Here is a 12,609-nt window from a genome sequence, read left to right on the forward strand (position 1 = left end):
CGGGCGGCTCTGCGCGCGGCCGAGGCCGGCCCGTTGCGGGCGGCGGGCGCCGCCCTCCTCGCGGCGTGCCGCGCCGGCCCGGCGGAATCACGCCGCACCGCGACCCGCGTCGTGGCCGATCTCGCCACCGCGTCCTATGTCGTCGAGGGGCAGGGCCGCGTGCTGCGGCGCCTCGGCCTGTGGGGTCGCGGATAGGTCATGTTCCACGAGCTGACGGTCGGCGGGGTGCTGGTCTCCCCCTTCGTCGCCTATGCGGCGCTCGCCCTGGCGATCCTGCTCGCCCTGCGGCCATTCTTGCGAATGCTGCGGTTCGAGCGCGCCTTCGCGAACCCGCCGCTGGCGGAAGCCGGAATCTACGTCTGCATCCTGGCGCTGTTGATCGTGATGGTCTGAGGAGAGAATCGTGGCGGTCAAGCGGACGACCCGGGGACGGCGCGCCTTGCGGATCCTGGCGACGCTCGTGGTGCTGGCGCTCGCCGCCGGCGCCGCCCTGGTCGTCTGGCAATACTACGTAACCGCGCCATGGACCCGGGACGGCCGGGTGCGGGTGCAGGTCGCGAGCGTCGCCCCCCAGGTCTCGGGCCAGATCACCGAGCTGCGGGTGGTCGACAACCAGCTCGTGCGCAAGGGCGACGTGCTCTACGTGATCGACCCGCTCGACTTCAAGATCGCCCTGGATTCGGCGAAGGCCGAGGTCGAGAACCGCGCCGCCGACCTCCAGGTCAAGCGCGCCCAGGCCGCCCGGCGCGAGGCGCTGACCACGGTCTCGACCTCGATCGAGGAGAAGCAGCAATTCGCCGGTACCGCCAAGCAGGCGGAGGCGGCCTTCGCGGCGGCCCAGGCGCAGGCCGCGCAGGCCGAGATCAACCTGAAGCGCACGGAGGTGAGGAGCCCCGTCAACGGCTACGTCACCAACCTGCTCCTGCGGGTCGGCGACTACGCGAGTGCGGGCACCCGCAACATCTCGGTCATCGACGCCGATTCGTACTGGATCGACGGCTACTTCGAGGAGACCAAGATGGATCACATCCGGGTCGGCGATCCGGCGACCGCAGCGCTGATGGGCTACGCCGCGCCGATCCGCGGCCGGGTCGAGAGCATCACCCGGGGCATCAGCACCTCCAATGCCGCGGCGAGCACGCAGGGCCTGCCGAGCGTCGACCCGGTCTATACCTGGGTGCGCCTCGCCCAGCGGGTGCCGGTGCGCATCCGCATCGATACGGTGCCGGAGAACGTCGCCCTCGTCGCCGGCATGACGGCGACGGTCTCGGTCGGCGCCTATGCCGAGCACGACGACCGCTTGCGCACCACGTTCACCGACTTCCTCGCGCGGATCGGGCCGCGGCGGAAGGACGATTCCGCGGTGTCGCCGGCCGGCGTCACCACGACCGTGAAGGGCCCGCACGACGTCTCGACCCTTCCCACCCCCGACCTGAGGACGGCGCCGAGCGCCGACCAGATCGCGCCGGGCATCGCGCCGGGCATCAACCAGGCGCCGGAGACGGCGGCACCGAAGGAGAGTCCCGGCAAGGAGTCGCGCGGCCCGCACCGTCAGGGCAGCGGCCGCACCGCCCGGGATTGACACGCTCCCGCTTCGCACGGCACAGGAGGGGGGCTTCACCGCGCGCGGGCGTGGCGGAATTGGTAGACGCAGCGGACTCAAAATCCGCCGTCCTCACGGATATGTCGGTTCGAGTCCGACCGCCCGCACCACCCTCCTGGCGATATTCAGGCCTCCGGCCTCGCCACGGCGCGGGACAGCACCGGCATCACCCGCCCATCTCCCATCTGCGCCACGTTGAAGCGCATCCGGTCCGAGGCCGTGCGCGAGACGCTGAACACGTCGCCGGGCGCCAGCACCACGCCCTCGCGCAGGGCCGCCCGGGCGACGCCTGCCGCATCGCGCTCGTCGGGCAGCGCGCACCAGAGGTAGAACCCACCCCGCGGCATCAGCCAGGGCCGGATGCTGAGGGAGGCGAGCCGCTCGGCGGTCTCGCGCCGGGCCCGGGCGAGGCGGCGGCGCAGGGCGTCGAGGTGCTTGCGGTACTGCCCGTCACCGAGCACCCCGGCGACGAGCTCCGCCGCGACCGGGCTCACCCCGCCGAAATGCGTCGCCACCTGGAGGTCGGTCAGGGCCTCGATCGTGTCGGGGCGGGCCGTGACGTAGCCGCAGCGCACCGAGGCCGAGAGCGTCTTGGAGAAGCTGCCGATGCGGATCACCCGCTCCAGCCCGTCGAGGGCGGCGAGCCGCGGCGAGGGCTCGGGTTCGAGGGGGGCGAAGATGTCGTCCTCGACGATGGTGACGTCGTGGGCGGCGGCCGCGTTCAGGATCCGGTGGGCGATGGCCGGGGAGAGCGTGGCGCCGGTCGGGTTGTGCAGCGCCGAATTGGTGAGGTAGAGGCGCGGCCTCTGCGAGGCGGCTTGCGCGAAGCGCTCCGGGTCCGGCCCGGCCTCGGTCCAGGGCACGCCGATCGCGGTGGCACGGTGGGCGCGCAGCAGGGCCTGGAAGTTGAAGTAGCAGGGATCGTCCACCAGGACCGCATCGCCCGGGCGCAGCAGCAGGCGGCAGACGAGGTCGACCGCCTGGGTGCCCGACCCGGTGAGCAGGATCCGGTCCGGGCCGACCGGCAGCCCCTCCTCGGCGAATTGCCGCGCCAGGAGACGGCGCAGGCCGGCCGGCCCCCGGGTGGTACCGTAATCGGCCAGGACCGCACCCTCGGCCCGGGCGAGGCCGCGGGCGGCGCGGCGCAGGGGCTCGAGCGGCATCCACGAGGCGGGCAGCCAGCCGCAGCCGGGCTTCGGCGCGTCGGGCTCGCCGTCGAGGGATTGCCGCGAGACCCAGAACGGATCGACCTCCCGGTCGAGGCACGGGCCGATCTCGGCCAGCGTCGGGGGCGGGGCGGACGAGGCCGCATAGAAGCCCGAGCCCGGGCGCGAGCGTACCGCCCCCTCCGCCGCCAGCCGCTCGTAGGCCTCGGCCACCGTGGAGGGCGAGACGCCCATGCTGGTGGCGAGCCCGCGGATCGAGGGCAGCCGCTCGCCCGGTGCCAGCCCCCGCGCGGCGATCCGCCCGCGGATCGTGCGCATCACGTCGGCCGTCCGGCCGCCTTCCGCCATCGTCGCATCCCTCACCGTACGGTCGTTGCGACCCACACAGTTCGGCGCAACCGTACGGGACCGTGCCTTCCGGGACCAGAGGGGCGACGATACCCATCCCGCTCGACGCGTGGCTTCGGACGAGGCGCGTCGGCGGAACGGATGGCGGACCATGCAGCGACACGCGGACGGCTGGGGCAGCGGGCTCCTCGGGGTGGCGATCTTCAGCGGGTCGCTGCCGGCGACCCGGGTGGCGGTGGGCGGGTTCTCGCCGCTGTTCCTGACCTCGGCCCGGGCGGTGATCGCCGCCGGGCTCGGGGCGGCCCTGCTGTGGGGCCTGCGGCAGGCGCGGCCGGCGCGGGGCGACCTCCCGTCGCTCGCCATCGTGGCGGTCGGCGTGGTGCTGGGCTTCCCGCTCCTCACGGCGCTGGCGCTCCAGCACGTCACCTCGGCGCATTCGATCGTGTTCATCGGGCTCCTGCCGCTCGCTACCGCCCTGTTCGGGGTCCTGCGCGGCAATGAGCGGCCGCGGCCGGCCTTCTGGCTGTTCTCCCTCATGGGCAGCGGCGCGGTGGCGGGCTTCGCGCTCGTCCAGGGCGGCGCGGCCTCGCTCGCCGGCGACCTCCTGATGCTCGCCGCGATCCTGCTCTGCGGGCTCGGCTACGCCGAGGGCGCCGCCCTGTCGCGGCGTCTGGGGGGCTGGCAGGTGATCTGCTGGGCCCTGGTGCTGGCCCTGCCGGTGATGGGGCCGCTGGCGCTGGCGACCCGGCCGGCGGCGCTCGAAGGGATCGGCGCGCCGGCCTGGCTCGGGCTCGGCTACGTCTCGGTGTTCAGCATGCTGGTCGGCTTCGTGTTCTGGTATCGCGGCCTGGCGCGCGGCGGCATCGCCGGAGTAGGCCAGTTGCAGCTGCTCCAGCCTTTCCTGGGCCTGGCGCTGGCCGGCCTGCTCCTCGCCGAGCCGGTCGCCCCGGCGATGATCGCGGTCACGGGACTCGTGGTCCTGTGCGTGGCCGGCGCCAAACGGTTCGCGTGAGCGGACCGCCCCATCCCGGGCCAAGGGCTGACGGCGACGGTTGACGGGGCGTTTACGGCATCGGGCGCATGTTACGCACCATGCGTCGTGGCATCGTAGCGTTCTCAGCCTTCACGCTCTTCGGCCTGGGGCTCACCGGATGCGCGCTCAATCGATTTGAGCAGCGCGAACCCTGGCGGAATCAGGCCGAAGAGGTCTGTCTCGCCCAGAAGCTCGTTCGTGCGAGCGAGGACATCCAGCCGGTCAAGGAGATCGACGGGCCGGGCGTCTGCGGCATGGTCCACCCGTTCCGGGTGACCCGGCTCGCCGGCGGCACCGTCGCGCTCAAGCAGCGCATGACGCTGGCCTGCCCGATCATCCCGGAGGTGGAGGCCTGGCTCGCCGGCACGGTGCAGCCGGCCGCCCAGATCTATTTCGGCCAGCCGGTGGTCGAGATGAATTCCGGCTCGTATTCCTGCCGCGGCCGCAACAACCAGGTCGGCGCGAAGCTCTCGGAGCATTCGTTCGGCAACGCCGTCGACGTGATGTCCTTCCGCTTCGCCGACGGCTACGTGGTGACGGTGAAAGGCGGCTGGCGCGGCACGGAAGCCGAGCAGGGCTTTCTGCGCGAGGTCTTTCTCGGCGCCTGCAACCACTTCACCACGGTGCTGGGGCCGGGATCGAACATCTACCACTACGACCACCTGCACCTCGATCTGGCCCGGCACGATCCCCGCGGCCTGCGGCGCATCTGCAAGCCGCTGATCAAGTACGAGTCGCAGCTGCCACCCCCCGGCACGCCGCTCTCGCCGATCCGCAAGAAGCCGGCCTGGCAGCCCGCCCCCGATCCGGCACCGATCGACGTCGAGCAGGACGATCCCTACGGCGTGTCGCCGACGAGCGCCCGCGACACCGGGTCGAAGCTCGCCCGCGCCCCGGCGCCGCGTCCGGCCCCGGTCCAGGCCTACGCCCCTCCCCCGCCGCACGCGCCGCGGCCGGCGCTGGCCGCCGAACCCCGGGCCCTGCCCGAGCCGCTGCCGCTCTCGAGCCCGACCTGGTCGTCCGGCCCGATCTACTGAAGACCCGCGTCGGGGCGGGTCAGGCGACCGCGCCGCCGAGATCCGCCACCACGGCGCGGCGCGCCGCGGCGTCCTCGGCCAGGCGGTGGACGTGCATCTCGGTCGCGCCGCGGGCGCGGGCCCGGGTGAGCCAGCCGCGGGCGAGGCGCTCGCGCGGGGTCTCGCCGGCGGAGGTCACCGCCACCAGCTCGGCGGTTCCGTCGCCGCCGCGGCGCACCGCGATCACCACAGCGTCGCCGACCTCGGACGGGTCGTCGTCCAGGGCATGGATCCCCACCACGTAGCGGCGGCCGGACTGGCCGCGCCAGGCGCTCAGCGGCAGGGCCGGGGTTCCCCGCAGGCTCGTGGCCGTTCTCAGGCGCTCCTCACGCACGTCCGATCTCCTCGCGCGGTCGTTCTGGATGTCCCGCATCGCCACCGACCAGGACAGGGCTCGTTTGTTCGCCATTTGTTCCAGCCTAGTTCCGATTCCATGGGGCCGTCAAGCACGACCGACCGGTATGACGAAGATCTGGAGAGGGGGCGAGCGGGGTTCAAGGCGCGGCAGGGCGCGGCGGCCGGAAACCCGGCCGCCGCCCACGATCACCAGCGGTGATGCCAGCCGTGGTGGCCCCAGCCACCGCCCCAGCCGACGCGGTGCCAGCCGCCGCCATAGCCCCACGGGCGATGCCAGCCGACCCGACGGTACCCGCCATAGCCCCAGGGCCGGTGCCAGCCGACCCGACGGTAGCCGTAGCCCCAGCGCGGGCCGACGACGACGGTGCGATACCCGACGACCGGGGCGTAGAAGACCCGCGGCCCGAGGTTCGGGCGGCACCAGCCGCGCCAGTTCCGGTGGAACCCGGGGCCGCAGCCGTCACGCGCCTCGGCGGTCGTTCCCGTGCCGACGACGGCACCGAGAGACAGGATCGCGGCGCCAGCAACCATGCTCCAACGCATCATATCCTCCTGTTGTGAGGACCATGAAATGCACGAGCGGCCAAAACCGTTGCGAGGTTACGAAGAGTTCATGTTGGGTGGCGCGCCCGGGTGCTACGGCTGTGCTTGACCCGGCCGGGAGCCGCGGCGCGTCAGTCCTGCGCGGCGCGGATCGTCGTCGCGGCCGCCCGGGGATCGGCCTCGCGCACCAGGGCGTCGGAGGCGGTTTCGATCCGCTCCTGGAGGGTCGGCAGGAACGTCTCGCGGGGCAGGCCCGGCGGGATCACCGGCAGGAACTCGATGACGGCGGTGCCGGGCCGGTAGGTCAGGCGGCGCCGGCCCCAGAACACGCCGGTGTTGAGCGCCACCGGCAGGCAGGGCACGCCGAGGCGGTCGTACATGTGGGCGACGCCGAACTTGTAGGCCGGCGGCGCGCCGACCGCCCGTCGCGTTCCCTCCGGGAAGATGATCAGGCGGCGGCCGTCGGCCATCGCGGCGGCGGCCTCCTCGTTCATCAGCGCCAGCGCCCGGGAGCCCTTCGAGCGGTCGATCGCCACCATCTCGCTGCGGGCGAGGTACCAGCCGAACAGCGGCAGCCACATCAGTTCGCGCTTGAGGATGTAGGTGAAGTCGTCGAGCACCGTGACGAGGGCCAGGGTCTCCAGCGCCGACTGGTGCTTGGCCGCGACCAGCACGCCGCCGGCCGGGCGATGCTCGAGACCGCGGAACTCGACCCTGAGGCCGACGATGGCGTGCAGCAGCCGCAGGACGATCCGGCCCCAGGTCTGGGCGAGCCAGATCACGCTGCGCCGGCTGACGAGCAGCGGCAGGCCGCCGATCAGGAGCGCGGCGGTGACGAGGTAGAACGCGACGGTGAACAGGAACGAGCGGACGAGCGGCATGGCGGGCGGCAAAGCGGACCTTCGGGCGGGCGGCCCGATCGCCTCGGGCCCGGCCGCGCGGCGGACGGGGACGCGGCGCCCGGTCGAAGCGCCGCCCGCGTGATGCGGTGCCTCTCCTTAGAGCATTTCGGCGCCCGCGAAAGGTCGGGCCTGCGTGGGAGGAGAAACGTGCCGCCCGAGGCCCGTGCGACGGATGCCGGGCCGGAAAAAACGTGCTTTAAGCCTCGACGGACCCGCGCGACCGAAGACGCGGGCAATCGCAAAGGGCTCGCCGCGAAGCGGGCCGACCAGGAGGACGCCATGACCACGCTCACGCGCCGCCGCGCGCTGCATCTCGCCGTCGCCGGTGCCGTCGCGGGCCCGGCGGTGCTGCGCATCACGAAGGCGCACGCGGCCGAGTTCAGCCTCAAGGCCGCCAACAACACCCCGGTCAGCCACCCGCTGACGGTCTACATGACCAAGGCGGCGGACGCGATCCGCGAGGAGACCGGCGGCAAGGTCGACATCAAGCTGTTTCCCAACAACCAGCTCGGCGGCGACACCGACATGCTGAGCCAGCTGCGCTCGGGCGCGCTGGAGTTCTTCACCCTCTCGCCGCTGATCCTCGCCACCCTGGTGCCGGCGGCCTCGATCAGCGGCGTCGGCTTCGCCTGGTCGTCCTACGACAAGCTGTGGCCGGCGATGGACGGCGATCTCGGCGCCCATGTCCGGGCGCAGATCGAGAAGTCGGGCCTCTTCGCCTTCGACCGGATCTGGGAGAACGGCTTTCGCCAGACCACCTCGTCGAGCAGGCCGATCCTGAAGCCCGAGGACTTCAAGGGCTTCAAGATCCGGGTCCCGCCGAGCCCGATGTGGACGTCGATGTTCAAGGCCTTCGACGCCGCCCCGATGACGATCAACTTCGCAGAGGTCTATTCGGCGCTGCAGACGCGGATCGCCGAGGGCCAGGAGAACCCGCTGACCCTGATCGAAAACGCCAAGCTCTACGAGGTGCAGAAGTACCTCTCGAAGACCAACCACATGTGGGACGGCTTCTGGCTCCTGTCGAACGGCAAGGTCTGGCGCGGCCTGCCGCAGGACGTGAAGACCGTGGTGGCCAAGCACTTCAACGCCCAGGCGGTGGCACAGCGCGCCGACATGGCCCAGCGCGCCGGCACGACCGAGCAGGACCTGCGCGGCCGCGGCCTCGACATCCGCGACGTCGACACCAAGGCGTTCCAGGCCAAGCTGCAATCGGCCGGGTTCTACAAGGAGTGGAAGGGCAAGTTCGGCGACGACGCCTGGGCGCTCCTCGAGAAGCACACCGGGCCGATCTCCTGACCGGATCGGCGACGCCCTCGCGGGCGTCGCCTCACGCCCCGGCGGCTCGCGCCGCCGGGGCGGCCGGCAACACAGCGCGACCGAACAGGTAGCCCTGCGCCTCGGTGAAGCCCTCCTCGCGCACCACCGCGAGCTGGGCCGGGGTCTCGACGCCCTCCGCCACCGTCTCGATGCCGAGCCGCCGCCCGAGCTCGGCGACGATGCCGACGATCGCCCGGCAATCCGGCCGCTCGACCGCGTCGCGCACGAACGAGCCGTCGATCTTGATGCGGTCGATCGGGAAGGCGCGGACCCGGGCCAGCGACGAGAAGCCGACGCCGAAATCGTCGAGCGACACGCTCACCCCCATGTCGTGCAGGAGTTGGAGGTCGTCGACGATGCCGCCGGCGGTGGTGCTCAGCACCGTCTCTGTGATCTCCAGTTCGAGGCGCCGGGGCGTCAGCCCGGTCTGCCCCAGGATCTCCCGTACCGCCCGCGGCAGGCTGCCGTCGCCGAGTTGGTAGACCGAGACGTTGACGCAGAGCCTCGCCTCGTCCGGCCAGGCGGCGGCGGCGCGGCAGGCCTGGTCGAGCACCCACAGGCCGAGCTCGCGGATCAGGTCCGACTTCTCGGCGATCGGGATGAAGCGCCGGGGCGAGACCGGGCCGCGCTCGGGATGCGTCCAGCGCAACAGCGCCTCGCGGGCATTCACCGAGCCCTGCGCCAGGTCGATGATCGGCTGGTAGGCGACGGCGAGCTGGCCCGCGGCGATCGCCTGGCGCAGGTCGCGCTCGAGGCGCATCTCGTCGCTGCGCTCGGTCTCGAGCCGGCGGGTGAACAGGCGCCAGGCGGCCTTGCCGGCGCCCTTGGCGGCGTAGAGCGCGCAATCGGCCTGACGCAGCATCGCGTCCGGCGTCGCCGTGCCGTCGGCGAGCGCGATGCCGATGCTGGCGGTGACCTGACGCGCCGGCTGGCCCTCGATGTCGTAGGGGCGGCCGAGCTCGATCAGCAGACGCTCGGCCAGCGGCACCGCCAGCTCGCCGGCTCCGCCCGGCAGCAGCAGCGCGAACTCGTCGCCGCCGAACCGGGCGGCGAGGCCCGGCTCCGGCAGCGCCCCGCGCAACCGGTCGGCGAGCTGGCGCAGGAGCGCGTCGCCGGCCTGATGCCCGAGCTCGTCGTTGACCGCCTTGAAGCCGTCGAGGTCGAGGAAGAGGAGCGCGGTGCCGGCGGGCAGGGCGCCCTCGGCGGCGCTCTCGCGCAGGCGGCGCCACAGCATCGCCCGGTTCGGCAGGCCGGTCAGGGCGTCGTGATGGGCGAGCCGGTTGATCTCCTCCTCGGCCCGGCGCTGGCGCGTCACGTCCTCGAAGGTGACGACGAAGGCCCCGCCCGGGACCTCCCGCCGCACGAGCGCGATCGCCCGGTCGTCCGGGGTCGCGACCACGACCGTCTCGCCGTTGCCGAACGAGCCCCGGTGCCCGGCGAGCAGGGCCGCCCCCTGCCAGAGCCCGGCCTCGGGCCCGCCGAAGGCGAGCGCCCAGATCGCCTCGATCGGGGCGCCGACGAGGTCGCGACCGGGGGCGGGAAACATCTGGTGGAAGCGCTGGTTGAGGAGCCGCACCTTCCGGTCGGCGTCGAACAGGCACAGGCCCTGCGACATGGTCGAGAGGGCGAGGTCGAGGATCAAGGCGACCGCCTCGATCTCGTCGCTTCCCTCCCGCCGCGCCGGCACCTCGCGGATGGTCTGGGCGTAGCCGGAGAGCCGCGCCCCGTCGTGGATCGCCGCGATGACGGTGTGGGCGCGGAAGCGGCTGCCGTCGCGCCGCGGCCACCAGCCCTCGGCCTCGTAGCGCCCGCTCTCGCGGGCGGCGGCGAGGGCGGCAGCCCCCTCCCCGTCCGGCACGTCGCCATAGGCGAAGCGGCGCCCGAGGACCTCCGCCGCCGGATAGCCGGTCAGCCGCTCGGCGCCGGGATTCCAGGCCGCGACCCGCCCGTTCGTGTCGAGGAGGCACAGGGCCTGGTCGGCCGCGCCCCAGACGAGGCTGGAATAGGCATCGTGGAGGGCGGGGGCCGTCATCGGCTCGTCGGTCTCGACCGCCATCGCCGCGCTCGCCTCGCTCCGCATCGTCACTCGCTCCGTCGCGCGGTGCCCGGGCTCCGTTGCCCACGACACCGATGCGACAGGTTAGGCGATTTGGTCGTGGACGTTGAGTCGCTTTGACGACCTAACCCTGCCGTCGATGTTAAGTCCGGCGGGTCGACCGACGGTCGAGACCAAATCCGTCCGGGGCCGGATCACTCCCACTCGATCGTGCCGGGCGGCTTCGACGTGATGTCGTAGGTCACCCGGTTGATGCCCTTGACCTCGTTGATGATCCGGGTCGCGACCCGGCCCAGGAACGCCATGTCGAAGGGATAGAAGTCCGCCGTCATGCCGTCGACCGAGGTGACGGCGCGCAGCGCGCAGACGTGGTCGTAGGTGCGGCCGTCGCCCATCACCCCGACGGTCTTGACCGGCAGGATCACCGCGAAGGCCTGCCAGATCGTGTCGTAGAGCCCGGCCTTGCGGATCTCCTCCAGGTAGATCGCGTCGGCCTTGCGCAAAGCGTCGAGCTTCTCGCCCGTGATCTCGCCGGGGCAGCGGATGGCGAGGCCCGGACCCGGGAAGGGGTGGCGGCCGACGAAGGCCTCGGGCAGGCCGAGCTCGCGGCCGAGCACCCGCACCTCGTCCTTGAACAGCTCGCGCAGGGGCTCGACGAGCTTCATGTTCATGCGGGCGGGCAGGCCGCCGACATTGTGGTGGCTCTTGATCGTCACCGACGGGCCGCCGGTGAACGACACGCTCTCGATCACGTCGGGGTAGAGCGTGCCCTGCGCCAGGAAGTCGGCGCCGCCGATCTTCTTGGCCTCGGCCTCGAACACGTCGATGAACAGGCGCCCGATCGTCTTGCGCTTGACCTCCGGGTCGGTGACCCCGGCGAGCTCGCCGAGGAACAGGTCGGAGGCCTCCACGTGGACGAGCGGGATGTTGTAGTGGTCGCGAAACAGGCGCACCACCTCCTCGGCCTCGCCCTGGCGCAGGAGGCCGTGATCGACGAAGACGCAGGTGACCTGCTCGCCGATCGCCTCGTGGATCAGCACCGCCGCCACCGCCGAATCGACGCCGCCGGAGAGGCCGCACAGCACCTTGGCGCCGCCGACCTGGGCGCGGATCCGCTCGATCGCCTCCTCGCGGAAGGCGGCCATCGACCAGTCGCCGGTGCAGCCGGCGATGTCGCGCACGAAGTTGCGGATGAGGAGCGCGCCGTGGGGGGTGTGGGCCACCTCGGGGTGGAACTGCACCGCGTAGAACTTGCGCGCCTCGTCGGCCACCGCCGCGAAGGGCGCGTTGGGGGAGATCGCCACGGTGGTGAAGCCGTCGGGCAGCTTCGTCACCCGGTCGCCGTGGCTCATCCACACGGGATATTTCTCGCCGACGTGCCAGACGCCGCGAAACAGCGCGCTGTCGGCGATGATCTCGACCTCGGCCCGGCCGAACTCGGCGTGGTGCCCGCCCTCGACCTCGCCGCCGAGCTGGGCCGCCATCGTCTGCTCGCCGTAGCAGATGCCGAGCACCGGCACGCCGGCCTCGAACACGCCCTGCGGCGCCCGCGGCGAGGATTCGACCGTGACCGATTCCGGCCCGCCCGACAGGATCACCGCCTTCGGCTTCATCGCCGCGAAGGCCGCCTCGGCCGCCTGGAACGGGACGATCTCGGAGTAGACGCCCTCCTCACGCACCCGTCGGGCGATGAGCTGGGTCACCTGGCTGCCGAAGTCGATGATGAGGATCTTGTCGTGCTCGGTCGTCATGGGACGATGAGTTAGACGAGGGCCGCCCCGCGCGCAACGCGTCGCGCGAGCGGGGGCCCGGTGCGTCCACGGCATTAACCGGAGGTTCAGGCGCTAACCGCGAGGGAGGCGCCCCCAACCCACCAGACAAGGAGACTCGCCATGCGAGCCATCGTCCTCGGGATCGCCGCTACTCTCGCCACCGGCCTGAGCCTCGCGCCGGCCTCGGCCCTGCCGGTCGCCCCCGGCGGCACCGTCGCGCCCGCCGTCTCGGTCGAGCAGGCGCAGTACGTCACCCGCCGGGTGGTGCGCCGCGGCCCCCGCTGCGTGGTCAAGGTGACCCGGACCCGCGGGCCCTTCGGCCGGGTCGTGGTGCGCAAGGTGCGCCGCTGCTTCTGACGCCTCGCGCGTCTCACGCCGAGATTCGAGAGGGCGGCCCCGGGCGGGGCAGCCCTTTTTTCATGACGGCCAGGTT

General features: G+C 72.4%; 12 protein-coding genes, 1 tRNA gene and 1 pseudogene. 8 read left to right on the plus strand and 6 right to left on the minus strand.

Annotated elements, in window-relative coordinates; all coding sequences use genetic code 11:
- The 4 genes and pseudogenes from HPY23_RS23305 to HPY23_RS23320 form a co-directional block, all read left to right on the plus strand.
- On the plus strand, positions 1-195 hold a 195-nt coding region (locus tag HPY23_RS23305), incomplete at its 5' end, for a hypothetical protein (protein WP_200649681.1).
- Positions 196-198: 3 nt separating this feature from the next.
- Positions 199-393 carry a DUF1656 domain-containing protein gene (locus HPY23_RS23310; protein WP_060846629.1) on the plus strand — a complete coding sequence of 65 codons (195 nt, stop codon included), beginning with the start codon at positions 199-201 and terminating at the stop codon, positions 391-393.
- A gap of 7 nt (positions 394-400) precedes the next feature.
- Positions 401-1,276: pseudogene (locus HPY23_RS23315) on the plus strand (efflux RND transporter periplasmic adaptor subunit); the annotation flags it as partial.
- A 350-nt stretch (positions 1,277-1,626) separates the two neighbouring features.
- Positions 1,627-1,713 (plus strand) — tRNA-Leu (locus tag HPY23_RS23320).
- A 15-nt stretch (positions 1,714-1,728) separates the two neighbouring features.
- On the opposite strand, the gene HPY23_RS23325 is transcribed toward HPY23_RS23320, so the two are convergent.
- The gene (locus HPY23_RS23325) at positions 1,729-3,117 is read right to left on the minus strand and encodes an aminotransferase-like domain-containing protein (RefSeq protein ID WP_236017701.1); all 1,389 of its coding nucleotides are present in this window, start codon (positions 3,115-3,117) and stop codon (positions 1,729-1,731) included.
- Positions 3,118-3,268: 151 nt separating this feature from the next.
- On the opposite strand from HPY23_RS23325, the gene HPY23_RS23330 reads away from it, so the two are divergent.
- Positions 3,269-4,129, plus strand: a complete 861-nt coding sequence (locus HPY23_RS23330) for a DMT family transporter (RefSeq protein WP_091883364.1) — start codon at positions 3,269-3,271, stop codon at positions 4,127-4,129.
- A gap of 80 nt (positions 4,130-4,209) precedes the next feature.
- Positions 4,210-5,187, plus strand: a complete 978-nt coding sequence (locus HPY23_RS23335; RefSeq protein ID WP_060849303.1) for an extensin-like domain-containing protein — start codon at positions 4,210-4,212, stop codon at positions 5,185-5,187.
- Between the two features lie 19 nt (positions 5,188-5,206).
- Here HPY23_RS23335 and HPY23_RS23340 read toward each other — a convergent pair whose 3' ends face one another.
- The 3 genes from HPY23_RS23340 to HPY23_RS23350 form a co-directional block, all read right to left on the minus strand.
- The gene (locus HPY23_RS23340) at positions 5,207-5,635 is read right to left on the minus strand and encodes a hypothetical protein (protein WP_091883367.1); all 429 of its coding nucleotides are present in this window, start codon (positions 5,633-5,635) and stop codon (positions 5,207-5,209) included.
- A 134-nt stretch (positions 5,636-5,769) separates the two neighbouring features.
- Positions 5,770-6,126: a GCG_CRPN prefix-to-repeats domain-containing protein gene (locus HPY23_RS23345; protein WP_060849304.1), complete on the minus strand. Its 357-nt coding sequence runs from the start codon at positions 6,124-6,126 to the stop codon at positions 5,770-5,772.
- A gap of 131 nt (positions 6,127-6,257) precedes the next feature.
- Positions 6,258-7,007, minus strand: a complete 750-nt coding sequence (locus tag HPY23_RS23350) for a lysophospholipid acyltransferase family protein (protein WP_091883370.1) — start codon at positions 7,005-7,007, stop codon at positions 6,258-6,260.
- Between the two features lie 300 nt (positions 7,008-7,307).
- Here HPY23_RS23350 and HPY23_RS23355 point away from each other — a divergent pair, with 300 nt between their 5' ends.
- Positions 7,308-8,327: a TRAP transporter substrate-binding protein gene (locus tag HPY23_RS23355; protein ID WP_060846634.1), complete on the plus strand. Its 1,020-nt coding sequence runs from the start codon at positions 7,308-7,310 to the stop codon at positions 8,325-8,327.
- A gap of 31 nt (positions 8,328-8,358) precedes the next feature.
- Here HPY23_RS23355 and HPY23_RS23360 read toward each other — a convergent pair whose 3' ends face one another.
- Both HPY23_RS23360 and guaA read right to left on the minus strand, forming a co-directional pair.
- Entirely contained in the window at positions 8,359-10,428 is a 2,070-nt protein-coding gene (locus HPY23_RS23360; RefSeq protein ID WP_091883372.1) for a putative bifunctional diguanylate cyclase/phosphodiesterase, read from the minus strand.
- 170 nt (positions 10,429-10,598) lie between these two features.
- The gene (gene guaA / locus HPY23_RS23365; protein ID WP_060846636.1) at positions 10,599-12,155 is read right to left on the minus strand and encodes a glutamine-hydrolyzing GMP synthase; all 1,557 of its coding nucleotides are present in this window, start codon (positions 12,153-12,155) and stop codon (positions 10,599-10,601) included.
- A gap of 141 nt (positions 12,156-12,296) precedes the next feature.
- Between guaA and HPY23_RS23370 the strand changes: the two genes are divergently transcribed.
- A complete protein-coding gene (locus HPY23_RS23370; RefSeq protein ID WP_091752850.1) occupies positions 12,297-12,533 on the plus strand; it encodes a hypothetical protein in 237 nt (78 codons plus the stop codon).
- The last annotated feature ends 76 nt before the right edge of the window (positions 12,534-12,609 follow it).

The organism is Methylobacterium ajmalii, from assembly GCF_016613415.1.
Classification (GTDB): domain Bacteria; phylum Pseudomonadota; class Alphaproteobacteria; order Rhizobiales; family Beijerinckiaceae; genus Methylobacterium; species Methylobacterium ajmalii.